This window comes from Sanyastnella coralliicola, from assembly GCF_030845195.1.
Classification (GTDB): domain Bacteria; phylum Bacteroidota; class Bacteroidia; order Flavobacteriales_D; family Sanyastnellaceae; genus Sanyastnella; species Sanyastnella coralliicola.
The window spans coordinates 3,964,683-3,989,348 of record NZ_CP132543.1 but is presented as its reverse complement, the minus strand read 5'-3'; the positions used below and the strand labels follow the sequence as shown (position 1 = coordinate 3,989,348).

19 protein-coding genes are annotated in these 24,666 nt (G+C 46.2%); 7 read left to right on the top strand and 12 right to left on the bottom strand.

Translation table 11 applies throughout. The features are described from left to right. Positions 1–451: 451 nt before the first annotated feature. Positions 452–2,062, top strand: coding sequence for a CotH kinase family protein (locus RA156_RS16215; protein ID WP_306641632.1), 1,611 nt, complete (start codon positions 452–454; stop codon positions 2,060–2,062). A 1-nt stretch (position 2,063) separates the two neighbouring features. Here the strand turns inward: RA156_RS16215 and fbp are convergent, their stop codons facing one another. From fbp to RA156_RS16180, 7 genes are all read right to left on the bottom strand, one after another. Beyond that, positions 2,064–3,083 carry a class 1 fructose-bisphosphatase gene (gene fbp, locus RA156_RS16210; protein ID WP_306641629.1) on the bottom strand — a complete coding sequence of 340 codons (1,020 nt, stop codon included), beginning with the start codon at positions 3,081–3,083 and terminating at the stop codon, positions 2,064–2,066. A 122-nt stretch (positions 3,084–3,205) separates the two neighbouring features. Then, on the bottom strand, positions 3,206–3,988 hold the full coding sequence (gene rsmA / locus RA156_RS16205; RefSeq protein ID WP_306641627.1) for a 16S rRNA (adenine(1518)-N(6)/adenine(1519)-N(6))-dimethyltransferase RsmA: 783 nt from the start codon (positions 3,986–3,988) through the stop codon (positions 3,206–3,208). Further along, entirely contained in the window at positions 3,985–4,296 is a 312-nt protein-coding gene (locus tag RA156_RS16200) for a DUF4286 family protein (RefSeq protein ID WP_306641625.1), read from the bottom strand. The genes rsmA and RA156_RS16200 overlap by 4 nt, the downstream gene beginning before the upstream one ends. Positions 4,297–4,323: 27 nt before the next feature. Then, the gene (locus RA156_RS16195; RefSeq protein WP_306641623.1) at positions 4,324–4,887 is read right to left on the bottom strand and encodes a hypothetical protein; all 564 of its coding nucleotides are present in this window, start codon (positions 4,885–4,887) and stop codon (positions 4,324–4,326) included. Positions 4,888–5,044: 157 nt separating this feature from the next. Further along, positions 5,045–5,689 (bottom strand): hypothetical protein, encoded by a 645-nt coding sequence (locus RA156_RS16190; protein WP_306641621.1) that lies wholly within the window; start codon positions 5,687–5,689, stop codon positions 5,045–5,047. Positions 5,690–5,738: 49 nt separating this feature from the next. Next, positions 5,739–6,413, bottom strand: coding sequence for an outer membrane beta-barrel protein (locus tag RA156_RS16185; RefSeq protein ID WP_306641620.1), 675 nt, complete (start codon positions 6,411–6,413; stop codon positions 5,739–5,741). Beyond that, entirely contained in the window at positions 6,410–6,649 is a 240-nt protein-coding gene (locus RA156_RS16180) for a hypothetical protein (RefSeq protein ID WP_306641618.1), read from the bottom strand. Before RA156_RS16180 ends, RA156_RS16185 begins: the two co-directional genes overlap by 4 nt. Before the next feature lie 24 nt (positions 6,650–6,673). On the opposite strand from RA156_RS16180, the gene RA156_RS16175 reads away from it, so the two are divergent. After that, on the top strand, positions 6,674–7,741 hold the full coding sequence (locus RA156_RS16175) for a sterol desaturase family protein (protein ID WP_306641616.1): 1,068 nt from the start codon (positions 6,674–6,676) through the stop codon (positions 7,739–7,741). Next, the gene (locus tag RA156_RS16170; protein ID WP_306641614.1) at positions 7,725–8,420 is read left to right on the top strand and encodes a lysoplasmalogenase; all 696 of its coding nucleotides are present in this window, start codon (positions 7,725–7,727) and stop codon (positions 8,418–8,420) included. The genes RA156_RS16175 and RA156_RS16170 overlap by 17 nt, the downstream gene beginning before the upstream one ends. Before the next feature lie 373 nt (positions 8,421–8,793). Here the strand turns inward: RA156_RS16170 and RA156_RS16165 are convergent, their stop codons facing one another. Both RA156_RS16165 and RA156_RS16160 read right to left on the bottom strand, forming a co-directional pair. Continuing rightward, positions 8,794–9,165, bottom strand: a complete 372-nt coding sequence (locus RA156_RS16165; RefSeq protein WP_306641612.1) for a hypothetical protein — start codon at positions 9,163–9,165, stop codon at positions 8,794–8,796. 110 nt (positions 9,166–9,275) lie between these two features. Continuing rightward, on the bottom strand, positions 9,276–9,806 hold the full coding sequence (locus RA156_RS16160) for an outer membrane beta-barrel protein (protein WP_306641610.1): 531 nt from the start codon (positions 9,804–9,806) through the stop codon (positions 9,276–9,278). 165 nt (positions 9,807–9,971) lie between these two features. Here RA156_RS16160 and RA156_RS16155 point away from each other — a divergent pair, with 165 nt between their 5' ends. Both RA156_RS16155 and RA156_RS16150 read left to right on the top strand, forming a co-directional pair. Beyond that, entirely contained in the window at positions 9,972–10,841 is an 870-nt protein-coding gene (locus RA156_RS16155) for a type 2 periplasmic-binding domain-containing protein (protein WP_306641607.1), read from the top strand. Between the two features lie 12 nt (positions 10,842–10,853). Further along, a complete protein-coding gene (locus RA156_RS16150; RefSeq protein WP_306641605.1) occupies positions 10,854–11,510 on the top strand; it encodes a hypothetical protein in 657 nt (218 codons plus the stop codon). Here the strand turns inward: RA156_RS16150 and RA156_RS16145 are convergent. Next, positions 11,490–13,670 carry a B12-binding domain-containing radical SAM protein gene (locus RA156_RS16145; RefSeq protein ID WP_306641603.1) on the bottom strand — a complete coding sequence of 727 codons (2,181 nt, stop codon included), beginning with the start codon at positions 13,668–13,670 and terminating at the stop codon, positions 11,490–11,492. The two genes, RA156_RS16150 and RA156_RS16145, sit on opposite strands and share 21 nt — an antisense overlap. Before the next feature lie 73 nt (positions 13,671–13,743). Between RA156_RS16145 and RA156_RS16140 the strand changes: the two genes are divergently transcribed. Then, the gene (locus RA156_RS16140) at positions 13,744–16,719 is read left to right on the top strand and encodes a hypothetical protein (protein WP_306641601.1); all 2,976 of its coding nucleotides are present in this window, start codon (positions 13,744–13,746) and stop codon (positions 16,717–16,719) included. A gap of 2 nt (positions 16,720–16,721) precedes the next feature. Here RA156_RS16140 and aspS read toward each other — a convergent pair whose 3' ends face one another. Beyond that, positions 16,722–18,485: an aspartate--tRNA ligase gene (gene aspS / locus RA156_RS16135; protein ID WP_306641599.1), complete on the bottom strand. Its 1,764-nt coding sequence runs from the start codon at positions 18,483–18,485 to the stop codon at positions 16,722–16,724. A 55-nt stretch (positions 18,486–18,540) separates the two neighbouring features. Then, complete coding sequence (locus tag RA156_RS16130; protein WP_306641596.1) at positions 18,541–19,275, bottom strand: lysophospholipid acyltransferase family protein; 735 nt, start codon at positions 19,273–19,275, stop codon at positions 18,541–18,543. 347 nt (positions 19,276–19,622) lie between these two features. On the opposite strand from RA156_RS16130, the gene porU2 reads away from it, so the two are divergent. After that, complete coding sequence (gene porU2 / locus RA156_RS16125; RefSeq protein ID WP_306641594.1) at positions 19,623–24,641, top strand: putative type IX secretion system sortase PorU2; 5,019 nt, start codon at positions 19,623–19,625, stop codon at positions 24,639–24,641. Positions 24,642–24,666 lie beyond the last annotated feature (25 nt).

The following is a 24,666-nucleotide window of genomic DNA, read 5'->3' as shown; positions in this document are numbered from 1 at the left end:
TTTGCCTTCAAGTTCAGTAGCTCAGTAGCTCAGTAGCTCAGTAGCTCAGTAGCTGATCATAAATTAAAAAACCACCACCCACCTTGAACCCAGCGCTGCCGCGGGCCCACCCACCCCCAGACGCACGCACAAAATAAGCCCATACCATCTGATTTAAAGCATTTTAAACGTTTATCTCAGCACAACTTTGCGTGTGTTGGCATTCGTTTTAGGGATGAAGTGAAAGTGGTTCGTGGTTCGTGGTTCGTGGGAAGAATAAATAATGAAATTGAACTATAAATAAAGAACCAAGTCTTCTCTTGTTAATGCCTTTGGAGGATTGCTAGGATGATGATGAGAAAAGAACAGCATACGGCTTACTGCATACCGCATACTGAACCCGCGTTGCGCCCACCTTCAAGCAACAATCCCTGTGATTTCTCCGTATATTTAAGAGAAACCTGCAAATAACATGAGAAGGATTTTGGGAACAATGTTGGCCATTCTGGTCAGCTATGGGGCTATTGCACAAATTTTAACGGAATCGAATTTGCCAATCATCGTGATTAACACTGATGGTGGAGACGAAATTCCTGATGAACCAAAAATCAATGGAACGATGGGCATCATCAACAATGGTGATGGCATGACCAATTCGTTATCTGACCCTTTCAATTATCACTTCGGAAACATTGGTATCGAAACACGCGGGAATTCAACGCAGGATTTTGAGAAGAAAACCTACTCGTTAGAGCTTCGAAATGAAGCGAATCAAGACACCTCGATTAACCTATTCAACATGGGGAAGGAGGAAGACTGGATCCTCCACGCGATGGTGATTGATAAGACGCAAATTCGTATCCCGTTTAGCTTTTATGTATTCCAACAGATGGGGCATTACGCCTCTGATTGGCAATATGTGGAACTCGTTATCAATGGAGATTATCGCGGGCTTTACCTCTTCTGTGAGCGTATCAAGCGGGATGATGATCGAGTAGATATCGCCAAGTTGAGTGAAGACGAAATCACCGGTGATGATGTGACTGGTGGGTACATTTTGCGAATTGATTGGACCTACGATTACGAAGGAGCTGGTTTCGAGTCGCAGTTTGAGTCTCAAAGCGGCGATAACATGATCTATCAGTGGTACTATCCGCGTGAAGAGGCCATTCAACCTGAACAGGCGCAGTACATTGAGAATTGGATGTATCGCTTTGAAAGTGCGGCCTTCAGCAACGATTACATGAATGATCAAGGCGAACGATACACCGATTTGATCAACGTGAGCTCATTTACAGATTTCTTGTTGATCAATGAACTATCCAAGAACGCCGATGGCTATAAATTGAGTTCATACATCCACAAAGACAAAGACAGTAACGGTGGAAAGTTGGTGGCTGGTCCGATCTGGGATTTCGACCAGAGTTACGGCAGTTCGTTAGTCTGTTCAACGCATATTCCAGAGGGTTGGACTTACCTGCAGGAACAAGACGGATGTGAAGATTTGGAATCGATGCCGATGTGGTGGCAACGGATGATGCAAGACAGCATCTTCACCAACCACTTAGCTTGTCGATGGAGTCAATTTCGCCAAGACTTCCTCTCACTAGACGCCATCAATAACTGGATCGTTGAAGACACAACGCTAATTTCTCAGGCGCTCACGCGCAACTACATGCGTTGGGATGATGTGATTGGTGAATACATCTGGATCGAGCCAGACCCGCTTCCAGAAACCTACCAAGAAGAAGTGGAGGTGATGCAAAACTGGATTTCACAGCGCGTGGCGTGGCTCGATGCCAACATGCCTGGTAATTGCGAGTTCGATGTCATCACTAACGTGGAATCGCCTGAGATTCTACAAGCTTCGGTATATCCGAACCCAGCTGGTTATGTCGTGAATGTCAGAACCAACGAAGCGGTTCAAATCAATCTCATCGACGCACAAGGAAGAGTCATATACCAATCTCAACTTCCTCAAAGTCAATTCATAATTGACGTAAGTGCTTTTGCTAAAGGCACCTATATCTTACGGTTGGAAGGGGATAATAGTGTTGGAGTGGAGCGACTGGTCGTTCAATAGACTACTTCGTCACCGCTTCTTGTTCAGCTAGATACTCCATGGCCTTCTCGACCATGTTCTTTGATCCTACGTAGTAAGGTACACGTTGATGAAGCTCCGTAGGCTTGATATCAAGAATCCGTTGCTTCCCGTCAGTAGCCACACCACCTGCTTGTTCCGCGAGGAAAGCGAGCGGATTGCATTCGTACAACAGACGAAGCTTCCCATTGGGGGCACTTGATGTTGCTGGATAGATATAGATTCCACCTTTAATCAAGTTTCGATGGAAATCGGCTACCAAAGAACCAATGTAACGAGCTGAATACGGACGATTCGATTGCTTGTCTACTTCCTTGCAGTAATCGATGTATGATTTTACTCCTTCTTCGCACATCGCCAGGTTTCCTTCGTTGATGCTATAGATCTTGCCATCTTCCGGAATCTGCATGTTCGGATGACTTAAGCAGAACTCACCAATTGAAGGTTCAAGCGTAAAGCCATTCACTCCATGTCCGGTGCTGTACACCAACATGGTTGACGAACCGTACACAACATATCCTGCTGCAGCTTGCTCATATCCAACTTGGAGGAAGTCGTTCACATTAGCTAAATCACCAATAGACGAAGTACGACGGTAAATGCTAAAGATGGTTCCAATAGAAACGTTGACATCGATATTGGATGATCCATCAAGTGGATCAAACAGCACGACATACTTTCCTTTCTTACACAGGTCCTTTTCAAAGGCCAGATAGCCATCATTCTCCTCACTTGCGATTCCGCAGACTTGCCCACCATTCTTAAATGAATTGATGAAGACCTCATCTGCAATGACATCTAGCTTTTGTTGAGTTTCCCCTTGAATATTCTCTGTCCCATGCGCACCCAGGATATCTCCAAGTCCGGCTTTGTTCACCTGCTTGTTCACGATCTTAGCCGCGATCCCGATGTCACTTAATAATCTTGACAGGTCACCAGAAGCGTACGGGAAGTCGGCCTGGCGATCGATGATGTACTCGCTGAGTGTAATGATCTTTCGCATCGTAAGGAATTGGGCCAAAGATAGAAAAACGAGAGGGCCTAGAAGGTAGGTGGAATCTGATTTTCGGGGCTTCGAGTAAGTGTGTTATGTACACGTATCAACACCTCCGATTGATGTATCGCTTAAGTCAAGTGCTGCTCCAAGGCAAGGGTCAAGCGAATAAAATCATCAGGAGACAATTGCTCCGGACGTTTGCTTTCGTATTCATCAGGTAGCATGGTTCCTTTTGGAAGGATTGACTTCAACGAACCACGCAGCATTTTTCGTCGTTGGTTGAATCCTGCTTTAACCACGCGTTTCAGCTTCTTTACATCGCATTCCAATTCAGTCACCTCATTTCGACGCAAGCGAATAACCCCTGACTGTACCTTCGGTGGAGGATCAAACTCCTGAGCATCTACAGTGAAGAGATATTCGATATCGTAGAAGAGCTGAAGAAGCACAGAGAGAATACCGTAGTTCTTGTTCCCTGGTCCACTTGCCACGCGTTCGGCGACTTCTTTTTGGAACATCCCCACAATTTCTGGAATGTCATCTCTGTGGTCGAAGACGCGGAATAGAATCTGCGAGCTGATGTTATAGGGGAAGTTCCCAATCAGTCCGAAGTTATCGCCCAGAAGTTCGTTCAGATCGGCACGTAAGAAATCTACTGGCAAGATCCGTCCTGAAGGCAGGATCTTCTCTTGCTCCAGGTAAACAATCGACTCTTGGTCGATCTCCATTACATAGAGTTCCGTTTCTGGAAAAGCTTCGAGAATGCATGTTGTTAGTGCTCCAGTACCCGGACCAATTTCCAACATCTTCGCATAGTCGCCGTGCATGGTCATTGCCTTGGCGATATCCATGGCAATCCCTCGGTTCTTGAGGAAGTGTTGTCCTAAGGCTTTCTTCGCGCGAACCTTCATCGTGTCTCGTGCAAAATCTCAAGGATGGTGCGGAAGGCCGCGAATTTCCCTTGGTAGCGTTGGGTATGATCTGCTTGCAACCCAGCGGCGAACTCTTTCTGATAGCGATCGTAATGCTCACGATCAGGTGCTACGTACTGGATGGCGTAGGTTTTACCTCCCTCCTCTTCGCCTTCGACTTTACAGATGCGGTTTTCTTTGAACATGCCTGTGGCCATGACGTCTGGAATGTGTTTTTCCTTCATCCATTTCAGCCACTCTTCATGTACATCTTCGTCGATGCTTACAGTTACGTTGTATAGGATCATGGTACAAAGGTACGGCGCTTCCCGAGATCAATTGAGTTCGATATTGGCATATACCTGAAAGAACGAATACCTCAGTCCTGGTGCCTCTGAATCCTCAAATGCACGGGAAAACACTCTGGTTAGTCTTCCGCCGAAGGCGAGATAATCATTCACCATCACTTGACCACCTAGGATATACCCCAGCTCAGTCCAATTTCGCTCCTCAGGAATAACAGCAGTCACCCAACCACCAACATCTTCTTTGAAGGCGCTCAACTCTGCTTCATCAAAAGTGACGGAAGTTTGAACGCGTTGTGCTAAATGAGCCCCCATATATGCCGAAATATTATCGCTCGCGAAATACTCGAACAACACCGGTAGCTCCCGGAATCCATCGGTCACTTGTGCTTGAATAGATGCCGTGCCTGCAATGCTACTAACGGGCTCGAGATATTTGAAAGGATAAGGTCCTTGGACTCTCCGTTCCGTGCGAAGCATTTCAATGCGGACAAACAAAGATCCTTTCAATCGAGCCTTCGCATACACCCCGGCCATGTACGAACCAGGACCATGTAAAACGTCAAGGTCCAAATCATCAAAAGACAACATCATGGAATATTGCGACCCACCGATTAGTCCGAACCTGAAATTGGATCGGTCAGCATCCGTCTGCGCGCAAAGGCACCCGGACACCATTGTCAGAAAAGAAAAAAGAAGAACTCTTATCGACATAGCACAATGATAACGAATCGAATTTCAACTTATTCTGCTATTGAGGCAGACCAATCGTCACGTACAGCTGAAGTGAGCTCAATCTGATATCGACAACATCATTCCTTGAATATCCGGGACTAAGCATCTGCGTGAATCGGAGCCCTACATCCAACCATTGATTCAAACGATACTGAGTGCCAACAAGGAGTCCAAAGTCTTGCTTTCTGCGAGAATTGGGAGTAGACCCCATCGAACCTAGTTCAGTCTCTTCTCGCCATCTCAGGTAATCCTCCACGTCAATAATTACATCTACATCCCGTCGGATTCCAAGACTCACACCTGTGTAGGCAGATGCCTTAGAGGTTGCATGAAATTCCCCAATGACATTGTAAAGTGTGTAAAACTCAAGTGTTTTAGCCCTTATTAGAGCTACAGCAGAAGTTCCTGCTGCTGTCCTATTCACATATGGTCTTGGGCCGGTGAATGATCTTCGTGTGCTCAGAACCTCTACCCTCATCATTAGAGGTGCTTTCACACGAAACTTGAGGAATACTCCTAAATCGAGTTCTCCAAGTCCGTGCATCCAGTCTCCAGAAAAATCATCCGACGATCGGAGCAGTGAATAGTTGGAGCCCACATGGAATCCACAATCAAAGAGCGGTGTTTCATACTTCTCCTGACCACGGACAAATAGTGTCAAGGCGACGAAGAATAGAAGTATAAATCCCTCTCTCATATTCTATCTCCAATCAATTTAACTCAATACACAAATAGAATTGATACATACCATAACGTGTATCAAGCTCTTGATCAATATCGTAGGCAGTAGTAAGCATTCTGGTTAATCGACATCCAACCGCGATATTAGGCTCGACTTGATACTGGATACCTAATATGTATCCAATCTCTACGTTATTGCGATCTGGAGGTGTAATGTCTTCCACTGTCAAATCAACGTTATCAGCTACTTCTGCCATTGTTGCATCATCAACAGTCACATCAGAATTCAATAAAACCGCCGTATGGATTCCACCATACCCTGATACTTCCGGTGTCACGTAATACTCACCGATAATCGGTATTTCGAAGAAAGTGTCTTTCACTTTGCTGTCGATAGGGAAATACCAAACACCATCATCTTCTTGAAACTGATGAACATAATCTCCCTTGGTGTTTCGCTGCGAGTAAATCCCCTCAACGCGAACGTACAGTGGATCTACAACTTTCACCTTCATCCAAGCCCCAGCATGAAATGATCCAAGACCTTGAACTCGATTCACAATGAAATCAGCAGGATAGCGCATAAATGAATATTGAGTTCCGATGGTAGCGCCTAGGCGAACACCTGCAAGATCGCTTTCGTTTTGCGCGAAGGAAGCACTTGAAAAGGCGATCAAGCACATTAGAAGGATTAGCTTCTTCATATTTTAGTTGTTGTTAGTTGTTCAACAAGGTACTTGATTTCACCCAAGATGTGGAATACCTTTACTGAAAAGCGATTGCCCTGAACTTTGATCCCGTCATACTCAGTATCCCGATCTTTTTCGTCCTGATCGGTCTCGAACTCGTCTTCGATGCCTTCCAGCAACGTAAAGGAAAAAAGGGCCATTACCGCCTGAATGATGCCATTGCCAACATTAGCTGCGGCGTCATTGACCAAACCACTGGCATCTTCGCCAAGGTATTGACCATCGGTATTTACACAGTCGTTTACGAACTCCTAGAGCCAATCACCCCATGGCAAATGGTTGATCACTGGGCAGCATTTATCCTCTGCTTCGTTGCCGTTGACCTCGCCTATTACTGGTCTCATCGTGTTAGTCATCAAGTGAATTTATTCTGGACAGGGCACGTAGTCCACCATCAAAGCGAGGAGTATAATCTCTCTGTTGCACTGCGTCAAGGTGCTTTCCAGAAGATGCTGATGTTTTGGGTTTACCTTCCGCTGGCTGCCATTGGATTTCCTCCTGAATGGTTCTTGATTTCCATTGGATTCAATCTGCTCTATCAGTTTTGGATACACACTGAACTCATCGACCGCATGGGGCCGTTGGAATACATTCTTAACACCCCATCGCATCATCGTGTACACCACGGTAGAAACCCAAAGTACATCGACAAGAACCACGCAGGGGTATTCATCATTTGGGACCGCATGTTCGGCACCTTCCAACAAGAAGAGGAACGACCGACCTACGGTATTACCCGTCCGCTCAACACCTTCAACCCCGTCATGGCGCACGTCCAGCCCTTCAAAGAACTCTGGGCAGACGTCGGCTCCATACCAAGTCTAGGAGATAAGATTCGCTTCTTATTCGCTTCTCCGGGCTGGTATCCAGAAAGCATGGGCGGTTTCAATGCTCCTCCAGAACTCACTGGTAAAGAGGAGAAATATGACCGCAAGATTCCTCTAGGATTAAACATCTACCTACTCGTTGAGTACACCATCCTCATTGGTGCTTCTGCTTTCATTCTGTTCACCCTAGAGAACTATACGATGAATCAGAAAATGCTCTTCTTGGTGTTCACCTTGTACCAAGTATTCGCTTTGGGTTCCATTTTCGATCAAAGCAGAAGTGGTGTTTTTCTTGAGGCGATCCGTCTCGCATTGATGATGGGCTTTGGTGTCTGGTTGGCGCTCGTCATTGGTCAGATTCCAGTGGCGGCCACCGTGATTATTTCGGGACTCGTTTCAACTGCCTGGTTCGCTATCTTGCGCTCCCGAGGAAGGTTCGATGAAAAAGCAGACTAGACTTCTTGTTATCATTTATCTGATTTGGCTAATCGCCGAATTGTACACTGAAACAATCCAGTGGGACTACCCAGTGCTACACGGAATCATGAAGGGTGGTTTGATGCCAATCCTCACGATTATCTCTACGCTAGCGCGGAAATCATTTGGGAAACTATTTCCCTTCTTCATCCTAGCTCAACTCTTCTCTTGGTTTGGAGACATACTACTTCTCGGTTCTGAGAATGAGTCCTATTTCATTGCTGGTTTGAGTAGTTTTCTCATCGCACAATTGCTCTACGCATTGACCTTCTTCAAGGCGGTGGACACAAACTTTGAGCAGATTGTCTTGAGGAAATATCCGCTTACTCTAATCATTCCGGTGGCCCTTTCAGGAACCATCTTCAGCATCTTGAAAAATGATGTTGGGGAGATGATGATTCCGGTGCTTTTCTACACCTTCGCCATCACCACGATGCTGTTAGGAGGAATCGCCCGATGGCGAAAAACCAGTCGTTACAGTTTTTGGTTCGTGGCCTTAGGAGCAGCGATCTTCATGTTGTCAGACACGCTGATTGCATTTAACCGCTTCCACTCTCCTATTTCTTACAGTGATTTGTACATCATGGGCACCTATGGTTCTGCCCAGCTTATGCTCACGCTAGGTATCGTCGCGCACGTCGAAGAATGGCGTTCATAAAAGATTGTCCAACGACTATAAAGTCGAGCTTAATCCACTGGTTTCGTGTAATGTGAAGTTGTACTTTGTCTTGCTTTTCGAGGGTAAAAGTTCGACGGAAATAAAGGATTGTCCGACAGAAATAAAGAAAGCGGCAACTTTTTTGGCAATCTAAATTCCCGGCCCGAACTTCACCCCTCGGCAAGCGAGGCGGCGGGGGAGGGCCCGCCTCGAGAGGGAAAAAGAATCATTTTTTGGTGATTCTATAGGCCAGCCCAACCTGCGGGAACAACCAATCCGAAGACTCCGCCCCCAACCCCTGATAGCAAATCAAACTCACCCCAGTAGTCCACCGCCCTTCCGTCGTCAACGAAAGCCCAACCTGCGGCCCAACCTAAAACATATTTCGTTTCCGATCCAATAATTTCACCTCCTCAATGGCATACGCAACACTCATTCCGAAGAACGGCTTGACCTTCCCTTTGGGCATCAAATAAAGAACAACTAATCGGTACTTCTCTACATTGTAATTCGCAGGAATCCGTGTATCAACACTCTCAATCGAGCTGTAATTACCATAGCCAAGACTGAGGAACCAATTCTCTTTAATTTCCCCTCCAAATCCCGCTTGGTATCCAAAACCACTGCGCTTTTCGGAGAGAGATTTCATATAAGACAACCCACCTCCAATGGCATTAAATTCATATTGAGCGGTAGACGAAAGGCAGCTAAAGACCAGGGCTACCCCGAGCAAGAGCGTTTTCATAGATGTTGTTTTGTTGCTGTTAAGCTTCAGTTCAACGCTCTATTTCTCAAATACATTGCCAAAAAAAAGCACCCTCGTGGGTGCTTTTCAATTGGTTATCTCTATTCCAATTAGTCAATCAAGTAGGTCGCGCCAATTCCGATCCCCAACAAATTTGCTGTATCGTCTTCACCAAATACAACCGTAAAACGAGCATTCGCATTGATCCCAATGTTATCAGTCACGAAGTAGTTCGCTCCTACCAATGGCGCCACTCCGAAGTATGAATCAGAATTTCTTTCATCTCCTACTTTCGCTCCAAAAGTGTACAAGCCGAGGTTAAGTCCAGCGTAAGGAGAGAACGGTCCTTCGATGAAGGTGTATTCACCAAGAACATATAGCGGACGAACAAACGAACGGAATTCAATTCCCAAGAATTCATCCTTTGTGCTGTAGCTTCCAAAACCAAGACCAACACGTAGACTTTCATCGATATCGTATTTACCCTCTAATCCGAATCCAAATAGTGGATCTGAATCAATATTCTCCCCTACCAATTGTTGCATTCCGAGGTTTCCTGTAGCTGAAATCTGTGCGGTTAGATTGCTTGAAAACAGTGCAAAGATTGCCACGACCGCAGCTGATAGAATAGTCTTTTTCATGAGTGATGTATAATTATTAGCATTCAGTTTCTTGGCACAAAGGAAGGAGGAGAACTCACTATTTCTCAGATGGAATGAGCACTTGGTAATTATGACATAGTAGTCTGTCGAATTTCCATCTCGGGATGCACCTGTTCTTTCATGTTTCAGTCGTAATTTTGCACCATGGCAGAACGCACAAAACTCGTGGTCACTGGAGTGCCTGAGCACTTCAACCTCCCATGGATCCTAGCTATTGAAGATGGCGCTTTCGCTAGCGCGGGAATCGATCTTGAATGGATTGATGAGCCAGGTGGAACAGGAGCCATGAGCTCTGCTTTATACCATGGAGATGTAGACATGGCCTTGCTGTTAACTGAAGGCGCACTCACGAGTATCCTCACCGGAAACCAATGTACCATCCACTCTACCTATGTAGATAGTCCTTTGGTTTGGGGTGTGTTCGCTGGAAGTGGTTCTGAAAAAGACGCTCAAGGACTGGAGGATTCACCTTTCGCCATCAGTCGATTCTATTCAGGATCTCACCTGATGGCCTTTGTCTATGCTGATCAGCATGGAAAAAAGGTGTCTCAAGACGATTTCAACCCGGTAGGAGGCATCGATGGCGCTCGTGAAGCATTGAAGACTACTCCTGATCAACGATTCCTCTGGGAGAAGTTCATCACGCTTCCTTTCGTGAGAAATGGTGAGTTCAAACTAGTAGATGAAATCGCTAGCCCTTGGCCAAGTTTCGTTGCAGTGGTTCGCAATGAGATTAAAGACGAGAAAAGAGTTGCCATCAACAGAGCCATGGAGATCGTTCGCGACTATGCTTTTAACCTTCAATACAGCGGCGAAGAAGGAGCAGAACTGATTGCACATATCTATGAAATGTCCCTCGAGTCAGCCACGAATTGGTTGAATGATGTGCGTTTCAGCGTGAACGGTAAGGTTGACATGGATGTATTGAAGAAGGTCACCTCTACTTTACATGAACTTTCTATTCTTGAGCGTGTACCGACAGACAAAGAACTCAGCGACATCGTTGCTGAATAGTCTGTTGATTTCATGAAAAAAGCGCTTCTATTCGCAGGATTACTATGTCTTGCTACGACTGGAATATGCCAGTCGAACTCAGTTATCTTCTTAAAGAGTGATGATCCCACTTGGCTTTTTGGGCCGAAGTACGTCACCTCATTGTCAAATGATGAATACGTCTCTTCAGTTCTCGAATATGCGAATAGTCATAAGTTCATTGACCAACTCGACACCATTCACATTCTCGAGTATGATCAGCTTAAAAAGGTCACTTCAAAGTCCATGCTAGAAGGCTATTTGCCTATCGAATCAAGCTCAGTATTCTTTAGAGAAAAAGACGGCGAACTCGTTGGTGTGGTGACCAACCCTGGTTTGGGAGATCTGTTGGGAGCGGCTCCTTATACAGTTTCGGAAGGCACCAGAGAATTCGTTTACAAAGACAACGAACTCATCTATTACTGCCATGACTATACCAATAGCTCGCGAATGGGATCGTGCGGTACTATCCACATGCAACTTAGGGGCTATTTTCAGGCTGATTCGCTCTATACTCAAGAGTCACTGCAAGGAAATTGGAATTGCTACTGGGACAATATCAATGGCGAAGCTGCACTTGATCAAGCAGAGTTTTGGCTTGAAGCTTACGAGGCTTGGAAACGGAAACAATCAGCAACGGATCGTCCATAGACCATTGCGACTAAGGGCTTTGAACCATTCAGTTTCGAGAATCTTATCCGCAGAAATCCCGAGCATCATAGCCCATGTCTCAAGAGTCGCTTTCACCTCTAAGCCTTCTCCAAGATGCATGGCCATAGCTACCCATTTTGAGTTCAGATCGAGGACAACCTCCTCAGGCAAGCTAAACTCCTCAAATCGGCCATTGCCCTGCATTTCGACTTTGACTTGACCTTTCTTTCGTCCCACTTCCGTCAATAAGACACCGTGCTGAAAGAATCGGTATCCAGGTATTTTCAGGATGCTCTCTTCGCGTTGTTTGAGGGCTTTTTGAATTCGCTTTCGCGGAACGGTTGGCGCAGGAATCGGGAAATCGAAGAACTCTTGCAACGGGAAGTCTAGCCCGTTATCATGCATGTAGTTGTAGAGCGCCTTGCGCAAACCTTCACCATATTCCTCATGATCAGCACCTGTAGGGTCTTCATGGTAAAGATCATTATTGGCGAAGCCCATGAATTCAGGACCGGTTCTTATCACTTGGTACTTATCCGGATCCTTCCCTACGGGTGAATGGGCTGTCATGGCGAATTGATGCCAGAAAGCCGATTGCACCACCTTGGCTTCGAATAACTGCCTAACAACTTCCAACGAATCAATCGTTTCTTGTTCTGTTTCAGTTGGGAAACCATACATCAAATACGCGTGCACCAAGATGCCAGCATCACTGAAGGCTTTGGTCACTCGTGAGACTTGATCAATCGTCACTCCCTTTTCCATCAATGCTAGCAATCGATCACTAGCTACCTCCAGACCGCCAGTTACTGCAATGCATCCGCTAGCTGCAAGTAGTCGACATAAATCAGGGGTAAAGGTCTTCTCGAATCGGATGTTCGTCCACCAACTCACTTGAATACCTCGTTTCAAGATTTCCATGGCCAAATCACGCATGGCTAACGGAGGCGCAGCCTCGTCAACAAAGTGGAATCCAGACTCGCCGGTTTGGGCCATCACCTGCTCCATTCGATCAACCAGTTTGGAAGCCGGAGCCTCTTCAAAACGACCGATATAGTCTAAGGTCACATCACAAAAACTGCATCGTTTCCAGTAGCAACCATGTGCGATGGTCATTTTGTTCCAGCGACCGTCATTCCAGAGTCGGTTCATAGGATTTGGCATATCGAACATGGAGAGGTATTCATCCATCCGCAAGCCAGAATAGTCTGGTGCTGGAAAGGTCGCATGTCCAAAGTCACCGCCAATCAAGTCATCTTGGAACACGACCTCTCCATCCTTGCGATGGAAAGTACGTTTCAAATGCGGGTGCTTTTCCGGGTCTTCTAAATGCTTGAGCAACGCCAAGATCGGACCTTCACCATCGTCCAAAGTGATGTAGTCAATGTAGTCGAACACTTGAGGATCAGACAAATCACGAAGTTCCGTGTTGGCATAACCTCCTCCGAGGATAATCTTAGTTTCAGGATGGTGTTGACGAATCCATTGTGCACACTTCAATGCTCCATAGAGGTTACCGCCAAATGGGACGGTGAAACCAACCACTTCGTGAACTTCCTTCTCGAAATAACGGGCCACCATCTCTTGCAACTTGAGATCGACAAGATTTGGTTCAAAGTTTAGCTCTTCCTTAATCGGCTCAAAACTGCTGGCGGTTCGACCAATACGCTCAGCATATTTAGAGATCTCTAAATGTGGTCCAACGCTGGCCCCAATCATGTCAACAAGATCTTCTAAGTACAGACTGCAGAGGTAACGAGCCTGGTCTTGAACGCTATTCGTCCCAAAGTACCATTCCAGATCTGTTACCGCTTGAAAACGCGCCCCTTCTGGAAGGAAGTTCCGCTGGGCAATGCGATAAGCAATCGTCTCGTGCTTGTGCTGAAGGAAGCCAACGACCGTCTCAATCGTATTCTCATACAACCGACGTTTGCGAAGCATCTCTGATACTTCGATGTCTAGTCCTTCTGTCTGCTGGAGTTCAACAAGTTGATCGAAGATCTCTGAAAGCCCTTCTTTCGTGAAGAGTTCCAGAATCAAGTCTAATCCTAAATCACCTTGGTGTACAGAATAGCCCTGTTCAACCAAAAACCCTTTCAAGTATGCCGTCGCCGGATAGGGCGTATTCAGCTGGGTAAGTGGTGGAATGAGCAGTAGCATTGAGCAAATGTACGGTTCAAATAGCTCTATTCAGAGACAAAATAAATATCTTGAATTCTCTTACTTAACTACCATGAAGACTCTCAGCTCAATCATCTTTACGTTTCTAACATTTTCGTTGTACGCACAAACTCCTTTTGATGGAATATCCATTCAAGAAGTTCCTATTGACCCCGCACTTGCCGCTACTATCCAAACAGAAGCCGGATTCGCCTCACTACCGAGGACGTGGAGGGTATATGTTTGTATGAATGATCCTTATTGGGAATTACAAGCAATACTGGGATACTTTGATGGAATCTCATATCCTTGGAATGTAACTTGTTCAGGCTGTACAGGGGCTAATCAATTCTATCAATCCCCATTTGGAGGTTTTGTAGGAAATGTTTTGAATCCAGCCTTCTTTGGTGTCTTTCCCCAAGCCGAATTTGACTCTTACTTTACGATTGGGGATCCATATGAGTCTGATGCTAGTGGAATAACATGGGTTCCAGATCCAGGTTTTGACCCTTCGATCAACTTTGAAGCAGGAGGAGCGTTCTTGGAACCTGGCACTTCAATCGGTTCGGTTCTATCAGGTTTTTGGGCGCCTCCATCAAATCAAGGAACTATAGACGGACAAGGGAGAGTTTTTATCGCCCAACTCACTACAGACGGTGTTTTTAATGGTGTAGTCAATCTCCAATTCAGAAGACTAAATTCCGACTTCACTATTTTCACTCCAGTGGAAACCACTACAATTACGGGTGTCACCTTCACTAATCAACCAGGGAGCTTTGTCGAAGATTGTTCGTTCGTTCTTGGTGTGGGATGTACCGACCCCCTGGCTTGTAACTACGATTCCTCAGTCGCCAATGACGATGGTTCTTGCCTTTATCCTGGATGTACGAACGAATCCTCTTGTAATTACTCACCTGATGCAGGTTGTGATGATGGATCTTGTATTGGGATAGCTGGTTGTGCTGACGACTCCGCCTGCAACTACAATCCTCTTGCAGATTGTGACGATGGCTCCTGCATTGTTCCGGATGGTTGTACAGATCCTTTAGCGTGCAATTTTGACCCAAATGCCATTTGTGATGATTTATCATGCCAATTTCCTGATGGATGCACGAACCCAATTGCATGTAACTTTAACATCAATGCACTATGTGATGATGGCTCGTGCATACTGCCTGATGGATGCACAGATCCAAGTGCCTGCAATTATGACCCTGAGGCTCTATGTGAGGATAACTCCTGCCTTCTTCCTGATGGATGTACCAATCCAGTAGCATGTAACTTTGACCCTAACGCAAATTGTGATGATCAATCATGTATATTGCCTGATGGGTGCACCGATCCTATTGCTTGCAACTATGATACTAATGCCATTTGTGACGATAGTTCTTGCTCGTACCCCGGCTGTACAAATGTGCAATCACCTAACTTCAATCCCTCCGCTGGGTGCGACGATGGTTCGTGTATTCCAGTTTTTGGCACGCTAACCTTTCCTGATACGGTATCTGTTCAATATGGTGATACTATCCGTATTCCATTCAACATAGAATCCGCACAAGACCTTTATGCTGCTTATACTTCAGTCATATTTAGTGATCCAGTGATGAGTTTTGACCAAGCTATCCCTTCCGATTTTTTTGGGGATAACACCCTGGAATCACCTCCGGTACTTAATGTATCGGATCTTGACTTCGGAATAAGCATGGTCGGAAACCAATCAGGTCTAAATGGAAATGGTGAATATTACGAATTAGTATTTGTAATGAATACAGATCAGGAATGGCAATCACCACATTTTGGGTTTGTTGAGATCCAATTTGTTGATGCATATGATTCTGAAGGCAACTTGGGAGTTCTGTATTACGAAGGATTTGTATTCGTTGATATTGAACTCACAACTGAATTATGGCCCGGTGATACTGATACTAACGGAACTGTGAACTTCCTTGATCTATTACCTATAGGGGTTTATTATAATACGTCTGGCCCACAACGCTCGAATCAAAGCATAGCTTGGGAAGCACAGGTTGCGCCGCTTTGGAGCACAAACGAATCTAGCTTAGGGCTTAATACACAAACCGTTCACTCAGATTGCAATGGCGATGGAGTAGTAAACATATCTGATCAAGCCGCCATTGGGCTCAATCTTAACCAAGACGTCCCCTCTATTTGGAGTAGCCCCATTGAACAAAACTATCTCCAAAATGGCATACCAATTTCCAATGAATTAACCCCCTCGACGGTAAACCTGGAACAGAACAACCAAGTATTGCTTTCAGTGTTTGTAGAAACCGACAATACAAATCAAAACGATCTATACGGAATAGGAATTTTAGTTAACAATCTCAGTCAATTGGTGCAATTGAATGATATCATAATCGACTATTCAAGTAGTGACCTAGGACAATTAGGCGTCGACTTTCTCGAATTCACCAATACTACTTCAGATGGCTTAGAAATTGCCTTGACCAGGACTACTCCAATGACAACCAATGGACAAATCAAACTGTTTGACCTAGTCTTGACAATTGAATCGGACATACAAGAAGGAGAATATGAAATCCTAATTGACCCTATGGCAGGCAACGACCCATTTGGACAATCGGTAACATTCATACCTTCGACCGCGTTGATCAATGTCATTAATTCAGCAGGACTTAGTGTTGAAATACTCACTTCGAATACCGTTTGCGAAGGAGCTGGATATGGTATGGCACAACTTGAAATATCAGGCGGAACGGAGCCATATTCGATTGATTGGAATGGTTTTGACTCAACTAACCTTTTTGCAGGCGATTACTCTGTGATAGTAACAGATTCTAACAACCAAACTGTTCAAATGGATTATACTATCCAAGATGGGTTAGCTAACTGCGGTTGTACATATACACAAGCTGTGAATTACGACATCCAAGCTCAGGTAGATGACGGGACTTGCGAGTTTGCTTTAAATCCGGAATCCTGTCAAGCAGATTTCAATTCTGACGGTCAGGTAGGAACAAGTGATTTATTGTTCTTCTTATCCTTCTATGGGAGCATTTGCAACTAGACCTACACCTCTTCCCCCTGCGGAGCGGTTGAATCGAGGAATAGTTCGTCTAGCTGTGCTTGATCAACCGGTGCCGGAGCATCAATCATCACGTCACGTCCAGAGTTGTTTTTCGGGAAGGCGATGAAATCACGGATGGAATCACTTCCACCGAAGAGTGAACACAGGCGGTCAAACCCAAGTGCCAATCCACCGTGTGGAGGTGCTCCGTATTCGAAGGCGTTCATCAAGAAGCCAAACTGAGCCAATGCTTCTTCCTTAGTGAATCCAAGGAGGTCGAACATACGTGACTGAATTCCACGATCGTGAATACGAATAGATCCACCACCAATTTCAACACCATTGATCACCATATCGTACGCATTCGCATTTACCTTTCCTGGATCTGACTCCAAGATGTCCATATGCTCAGGCTTTGGTGAAGTGAATGGGTGGTGCATCGCATGGTAACGCTCGGTATCTTCATCCCATTCAAGAAGTGGGAAGTCAACAACCCATAACGGTTTGAACACCTCTGGGTCACGCAATCCAAGTTCGCTACCCATGTGAAGGCGAAGCTCGTTTAGTTGCTTGCGTGTTTTATCTAGATCTCCACTCAACATCAAGATCAAGTCACCTTCTTTCGCACCTGTGTGCTCCATCCATGCTTTTTGATCTTCTTGAGAGTAGAACTTGTCTACACTTGATTTGAATGTACCGTCAGCATTCACTTTACAGTACACCAATCCTTTCGCTCCAATCTGTGGACGCTTCACGAAGTTCGTCAGGGCATCCAACTGCTTGCGTGAGTATTCGGCACATCCCGGAGCTACGATTCCTAGCACTGCTTCAGCACTATCGAATACGTTGAATCCTTTGTCTTTGGTCACAGGCGCCATATCTACGAACTTCATCTCGAAGCGGATATCTGGCTTATCAGAACCATATTGCTCCATAGCCTCAGCGTATGTCATGCGAGGGAACTCAGGAACTTCAATTCCTTTCACTTCTTGGAATAGGTGACGAACCATTCCTTCAAAAGTGTTGAGCACATCTTCTTGCTCAACGAAAGCCATTTCGCAGTCAATCTGCGTGAACTCTGGCTGACGATCAGCACGAAGGTCTTCATCACGGAAACACTTTACGATTTGGTAGTACTTATCGTACCCTGAAACCATCAAGAGCTGCTTGAACGTCTGTGGAGACTGTGGCAATGCGTAGAACTGACCTGGGTTCATACGACTAGGAACAACAAAATCTCGTGCTCCTTCAGGTGTCGACTTGATCAAATATGGAGTCTCTACTTCCATGAATCCGATTGAATCCAAGTATTTGCGACTTTCGATCGACATGCGGTGGCGCAACATCAAGTTGCTCATGACCGGACCACGACGAAGGTCAAGGTAACGGTATTGCATACGAAGGTCATCCCCACCATCTGTTTCATCTTCGATAGTGAAAGGAGGTGTCTTTGAAGCATTGAGTACTTCCAATGAAGTCACATCAATTTCAATCTCACCTGTTGGAATGTTCTTGTTCTTGCTGCTTCGTTCGATCACCGTTCCCGTGGCCTTAATCACGAACTCTCGTCCGAGTTTGCGAGCTTGTTCACAGAGCTCAGCGCGTGAATCCATATTGAAGGCCAACTGAGTGATTCCGTAGCGATCGCGAAGATCGACGAAGGTCATCCCTCCAAGGTCACGTGAACGTTGAACCCATCCACTAAGGGTTACTTCCTGAGAAACATGGTCAATGCGGAGTTCTCCGCAGGTATGCGAACGATGCATAGCAGCTTGTTTTAGAGCGGCAAATTTACGGCTTTATCAAGGAATGTGGAAGCGATTAAGAACGTCCTTGATCCCACTCCTTCCGAAAGGTGCGCGTTCGCTCCTCAATCCACCCTTGGACTTGGGTGCGAATCTCCTCTCCATCTTCACCAGAAACAGGCTCCCCAAAGGCTACTTTAACGCGTGTTTTGCGTGACCTAAATTCCCGCAAAAAGTGTGGAATAAAGAGATCATCACCCACCCAGGCGATTTTCGGATTTTCATATTCAATCGCCACCGGAATAATACTCAAATCGCTTCCCGCGATAGCGTGAAACATACCAGGCTTAAAATCCAACACACCCGGACCAACAGAGGTCGTTCCTTCAGGATAAATGATCACGCTGAGGTCTTCTTCCAAGCGATCCATAATGGCATTTCGTGTCTCTTTTCGACTCTCTTTACTTCCTCGATCCACCCAAATCGTGCGCATGGCATCACCTCCCCAACCAACAATGGGCCACTTACGCACACTCGCCTTCGCCACATATACCACAGGCGTCAATGAAGGAATCATTATGATATCGAGATAAGAGCGGTGATTCGCCATAATGATGGCTCCATGCTGTGGAATCTCTCCCTCAGAAATCACTTCAACGCTCATGATTTTGTGCTGCAACCACCGCCACAACAAAAACACACGATACACCATTGAATGACCAAAGCCTAATCCGCGAACTATCAGCCCCAACAAAGAACACATCAGGGTAGTCAAAGGAAACAAGACCAAACGAAGAAGGACAATGATCATAGCACTAAGCTAGAGAACCAAAGTGAAGAAATTGGTTTTCGCATGTTAGGTATCGTTAAAAGGGGGGCGGATCGCGGATCGCGGATTGCGGATTGCGGTGATTAAAAAATACGGACGCCAGACGCCGGACGCCGGAATCGGTGGCCGGATATTAAAAGTAAACCTTTCGCCATTTCGCCATTTAGCCATTTAGCCCTAAAACCTCTAACGCCTAAAGCCCAAAGCCTAACGCCTAAAAAGTCAGGAGTTCAACCCTACCCCAAACTCTCCAGAAATAAACACCATTCCTTGCGTAACTTGAATAGTGAGATCTCAGTAGCAGAGAGATATCATCGAACTTCGTTGTGGTGCGCTTTATTGCTGTCATATTATGCCTTCTTTCACTTCCCACTTTTGGGCAGTTTGGAAATGAATGGATCGACTACTCCCGTCAGTATTGGCGATTTGAGGTAGTTGAAGACGGCGTGTACAGACTTTCCTACGAAGAAATGGCCCAAGCGGCGTTCCCAATCAATGGGGTCAACGTTGATGAAATCAAACTTTTCGGGAGAGGACAAGAGCAATTCGTGGAGGTCATAGACCAAAACAATGATGGTTTTGGACCAGGAGATTACCTGCAGTTTTATGCTCAAAAGAACGATGGATGGCTCGATCAATGGGCCTACGACCAACTGCAAAATCAGGTCAATCCGAACTACAGTCTCTTCAATGATACCGCCAACTATTTCTTGACTTGGGCTCCCGGGCCTTCATTGAGAACTCAAGATTATATCCCGTCAGGCACTTTAGACAACTACAACGAAGCTCCTTGGGTTTCCTCGCGATCAAGGCTTAATTTTAACTTGGAATACCTGCTTGGTGTGCAAGACAACAACGGTATTTCCTTGCCTTTCTATGAACAAGCCGAAGGATGGTATGATACCCGATTCCCTCAAGGCACTTCGCGCTCACATGCCATTCCGCACCCTGAAATGTATAACGGACCTGGGGCGCCTGAAGCCATTTTCACGGCTACTTCGGCATCGGCATCGTCTGCCTCTGGAGTCTATAACCACCATCTTCAGGTGGGTTGGGGAAATAACTTTAACCTAGTCGTTGACACCATCTACTGGGGGTATCAACACAATCGCTTTGAGTGGACCGTCCCGGCAGATCAATTGGGTGGAGGTGCTACTACCGTCACCCACCGTTCCATCGATGATCTCGATGTAGCTACAGACTGGCATTCGGTAGGTTGGATGGAATTGCGTTACGGACGCCAGCCGAACTTCAATGCGACCTTGCTCCACCGTTTTCAGTTGAAGAATTTTGACGCTAACGCGGAAGGGCGACTCGACATTGTTTTTAATGGGGATGATCCGGCCTTGTATGAAGTCACTACAAACGGACTAAAACGGGCACTTCCTCTCACATTCATTGAAGCTGAATGGCGCAGTTTAGTTCCCTTCCTTGATAATCCAAGCGGAACTGAATTACTGCTGTACGATTCCGCGCTAGCGCAAGAAATCACCAACCTTCAACCCATCAACCAAAGCGGATACTTCACAGATTATACCGCCGTGGAACAGGATAGTGCCTTCGTCATCGTGGCTCATCCTTCTTTGTTAGACGCAGCTACCAACTATGCTTTCTATCGCGAAACACAAGGCATGGAAGCCTTGGTAGCCAACGTTGATGAGTTGTACATGCAATACGCCGCTGGAGTTTGGAAGCACCCGTTGGCGATTCGACGATTCTGTGACCACCTACTTCAAAGTTGGGAAAGCGATCCTTCTCACCTCTTCTTGATCGGAAAATCGATCTTCGAAATGAAGATCTCAAACACGCAAGGCGCAAGAAACAACCCATCTAATTACGCACGAAACTTAGTACCGAGTTGGGGTTATCCAACATCTGATATCGCCATTACTTCGGGACTTAACGGATCTGATCTTGACATGGCTATTCCAACGGGAAGACTCGCTGCCGAGAACTCAGAAGCCGTTCTTGATTACTTGAATAAGGTCATTGAACTGGAAGCACAACCCCCTTCTGACTGGATGAAGCGGGTTATTCACTTCGGTGGTGGTGGAAATAGCTTTGAGCAAGGGCTGTTCAGTGGTTACCTCAATACCTACCGCGGCATTGCACAAGACACTTGCTTTGGTGGTGATGTGTATAGTTTCTTCAAGACTTCAACCGATCCAATCCAGCTCAATCTAAGTGATTCCATTGCGCTGTTGATCGAAGAAGGAGTCAGTCTCATGACCTTCTTCGGACACGCCTCGAGCACCGGTTTTGACGTCAATATTGACTCTCCAGGAAGCTATAATAATCAAGGCAAATACCCGCTTTTGATTGGTAACAGCTGCTACACCGGTAACATCCACTTGCCAACGAATTTTAGTACGAGCGAAGAGTTCGTTTTGGAGCCAAATGCTGGGGTTATTGGATTCATCGCCAAAGGAGACCTTGGCGCGCCAGGGTTCTTGAATATATGGACCGAAAACTTCTACCGACAGCTCTTTCAAGAGAATTATGGAGGGTCTATTGGTCAGAATATGCGAAGGGCAGTGCAAGCATTCCAAGGTCAATCAACGAACCTACTGACCATTAATACAGCCTTAACTTTTAGTCTCCACGGAGACCCTGCAGTGGTGTTAAATGCATGGGATCATCCTGACTACAGCGTTTCGGTTGAAGATGTGATTTTTGAGCCCGAAGAAGTAAGCACAGAATTGGAAGAATTTACCGTGAAAGTGGCCTTGACGAATCTAGGTAAAGCGGTAAATGAACCCTTCGGCGTTGAGCTTATTCGTCATCTTCCTACCGGACAAGACACAAGTCTTTTTGTAGAGATGGCGCCTGTCTACTTCAGAGACACAGCCTACTTCACACTCCCGGTAGATCTATTGAACGGTGTGGGCTTGAACACTTTTGACGTGTTGGTCGACTTCCCGGTGAATGCCGTGGAAGAGCTTGAAGAACTCGCGAACAATACAATTAGCGGAGCTGAGCTCTTCATCACGAGCGGTAACCTCATCCCTGTTTACCCTTTCAACTACGCCATCGAACCTGAAGGAACAGCCACTCTGAAGGCATCAACAGGAGATCCTTTCGCTGAGAATCATTCGTACCGTTTCGAAATCGATACCGTCGATAGTTTTGATAGTCCACAACTGCAGCAAGGCCAGGTGATGAGCACTGGTGGAGTGGTCGAATGGGAAGTTCCTTTTAACCTCGAAGATCAGGTTGTTTACTATTGGCGTACAGCGGCAGAAGTAGATGCCGGAGAAGAACTCAACTGGCGAATGCACAGTTTCCAATACCAAGCAGGTGAGCGAGGTTGGGGACAATCACATTTTGATCAATTCCGATTCAATCGTTACGATCAAGTCACCTTTGACGAAGCTGACAGCGACTTCGATTTCTTTACTGGAGACGTCAATATGAAATGTACCGTGTACGGTGACCCTGCCGACGTCTTTGAGATTAGCGCCACACGCTATCAACTTGACCTCGATGTACAAGATTATGGAGGCTGCGGAAGTGCCGCTGCGCTTCATGTAGCGGTCATGGACCCAATAACACTTGCTCCTTGGGAGTCGAACTATAACGATCTGTTCCCCGAGAATGATTTTGGAAACTTGATGGACTGTGCGAATGGCAGAAACCGACCAGAGAAGTACTTCATTTTCCGTCAGAATAACCCAGACGAAATGGCTGGTTTGGTCGACCTTCTGTCTAACCAGATTCCAGACAACCACTACCTCTTGGTCTACACCTGGAAATACGTGAATTACGACGGATGGGATGCTTATGGCCCTGAACTGTATGACCTTTTCACTGACATGGGCTCAACGGCAATTAACACCAATGCTCAAGACAGTGTCCCGTTTATTTTCTTCACGCGTATGGGTGATCTCGCTAGCGCGGAAGAGATTTATGGCGTAGAGCAGAGTCAACTCATTGAAATGGAAACCACCATGACTGGAAGCTTCGGAATTGGTGGAATGACGAGTCCGGTTTTCGGCCCGGTGACCAACTGGGAAGCACTTTACTGGAATTACGATGAAGAAGAAGGTGACAGCACACGAGTAAAAGTACTCGGCTCGAACATTGGTCAGCCAGATGTTGAGCTTGCTGACTTCATCAGTGACGAAGAGGAATGGCAGAACTTGGGCATGGAAATCAATGCAAACCAGTACCCAACGCTTCGACTCCAAACTGCACTTCACGACGACGAAAATCAAACTCCTGCGCAAATCAACTATTGGCAGCTGATCAGTGATCACGTCCCTGAATGTGCCCTGAACCCATCCGCTGGATTCTGGTTCCCAAAAGACACTGTTGAGCAAGGTGAAGAGCTTCCGATTGCCATCGCCATCGAGAACATCGGACAGTTTGATATGGACAGTCTCTTAGTACGCTATGAGATCTCGAGCAGCGGTGGAACACCAATTCCAGTGACTTACCAGCGCCAGGCGCCCTTAGTCGTCGGAGATATTCTTCTCGACACCTTGATGATTCCAACTTTCGGATTGTCAGGTGACCTCACCCTTCGGGTGGAAGCGAATCCTGCAGTTGCGCAAGGCGTTTATGACCAACCAGAACAGTACCACTTCAACAACATTGCGGAGTTACGATTCCACGTTAGTGAAGACAGAATTAACCCAATTCTAGACGTCACCTTTGACGGCCTGCACATCTTAAATGGAGACCTCATCTCAGATCAACCGATGATTCGGGTGTCGCTAGATGATGAAAATCCATTCCTCTTGTTGAATGAAGAAGCAGATACATCCCTCTTCCAACTCTTTGTGAATTGGCCGGATGGAATGCAACAACAAGTGTATTTCTCTCAAACAGATATTCTGCGCTTCTTCCCGGCCATGGACGAACGTAACAAGGCCTATTTAGAATACACCCCGCTCTTTGACCAAGACGGCAAGTACACACTATTTGTACAAGCACAAGACAAAAGCGGAAACCAAAGCGGCGACATCGATTACACCATCGAGTTCACCATTGATTCTCGTCCGACCATCACCGAGGTGCTCAACTACCCGAACCCATTCAGTACCCGCACTCAATTCGTGTTCACTGTAACAGGTACCGAACCCCCTGACGAAGTCCTGATCCGCATTATGACCGTAGGCGGACGAGTAGTTAGAGAAATTCACACTGAAGAATTGGGGCCATTAAAAGTAGGCCGCAACCTCACCGAATTCTGGTGGGATGGAACAGATGAGTTTGGGGATCCGCTTGCCAACGGCATCTATCTCTACACCGTGCGAGCGCGTCTACATGGCGAAGACCTAGAGATGAACTCTCAAGCCAGTCAGTACTTCCAGAATGGGATTGGCAAGATGTATCTTTTGAGGTAGACCGTAGACCGTAGACCGTAGACCG

Excerpts from the sequence above, each read along its gene's own strand:
- RA156_RS16215 (WP_306641632.1), top strand. The coding sequence starts at position 452 with ATGAGAAGGATTTTGGGAACAATGTTGGCCATTCTGGTCAGCTATGGG.
- fbp (WP_306641629.1), bottom strand. The coding sequence starts at position 3,083 with ATGCGAAAGATCATTACACTCAGCGAGTACATCATCGATCGCCAGGCC.
- rsmA (WP_306641627.1), bottom strand. The coding sequence starts at position 3,988 with ATGAAGGTTCGCGCGAAGAAAGCCTTAGGACAACACTTCCTCAAGAAC.
- RA156_RS16200 (WP_306641625.1), bottom strand. The coding sequence starts at position 4,296 with ATGATCCTATACAACGTAACTGTAAGCATCGACGAAGATGTACATGAA.
- RA156_RS16195 (WP_306641623.1), bottom strand. The coding sequence starts at position 4,887 with ATGATGTTGTCTTTTGATGATTTGGACCTTGACGTTTTACATGGTCCT.
- RA156_RS16185 (WP_306641620.1), bottom strand. The coding sequence starts at position 6,413 with ATGAAGAAGCTAATCCTTCTAATGTGCTTGATCGCCTTTTCAAGTGCT.
- RA156_RS16170 (WP_306641614.1), top strand. The coding sequence starts at position 7,725 with ATGAAAAAGCAGACTAGACTTCTTGTTATCATTTATCTGATTTGGCTA.
- RA156_RS16165 (WP_306641612.1), bottom strand. The coding sequence starts at position 9,165 with ATGAAAACGCTCTTGCTCGGGGTAGCCCTGGTCTTTAGCTGCCTTTCG.
- RA156_RS16160 (WP_306641610.1), bottom strand. The coding sequence starts at position 9,806 with ATGAAAAAGACTATTCTATCAGCTGCGGTCGTGGCAATCTTTGCACTG.
- RA156_RS16155 (WP_306641607.1), top strand. The coding sequence starts at position 9,972 with ATGGCAGAACGCACAAAACTCGTGGTCACTGGAGTGCCTGAGCACTTC.
- RA156_RS16150 (WP_306641605.1), top strand. The coding sequence starts at position 10,854 with ATGAAAAAAGCGCTTCTATTCGCAGGATTACTATGTCTTGCTACGACT.
- RA156_RS16145 (WP_306641603.1), bottom strand. The coding sequence starts at position 13,670 with ATGCTACTGCTCATTCCACCACTTACCCAGCTGAATACGCCCTATCCG.
- RA156_RS16140 (WP_306641601.1), top strand. The coding sequence starts at position 13,744 with ATGAAGACTCTCAGCTCAATCATCTTTACGTTTCTAACATTTTCGTTG.
- aspS (WP_306641599.1), bottom strand. The coding sequence starts at position 18,485 with ATGCATCGTTCGCATACCTGCGGAGAACTCCGCATTGACCATGTTTCT.
- RA156_RS16130 (WP_306641596.1), bottom strand. The coding sequence starts at position 19,275 with ATGATCATTGTCCTTCTTCGTTTGGTCTTGTTTCCTTTGACTACCCTG.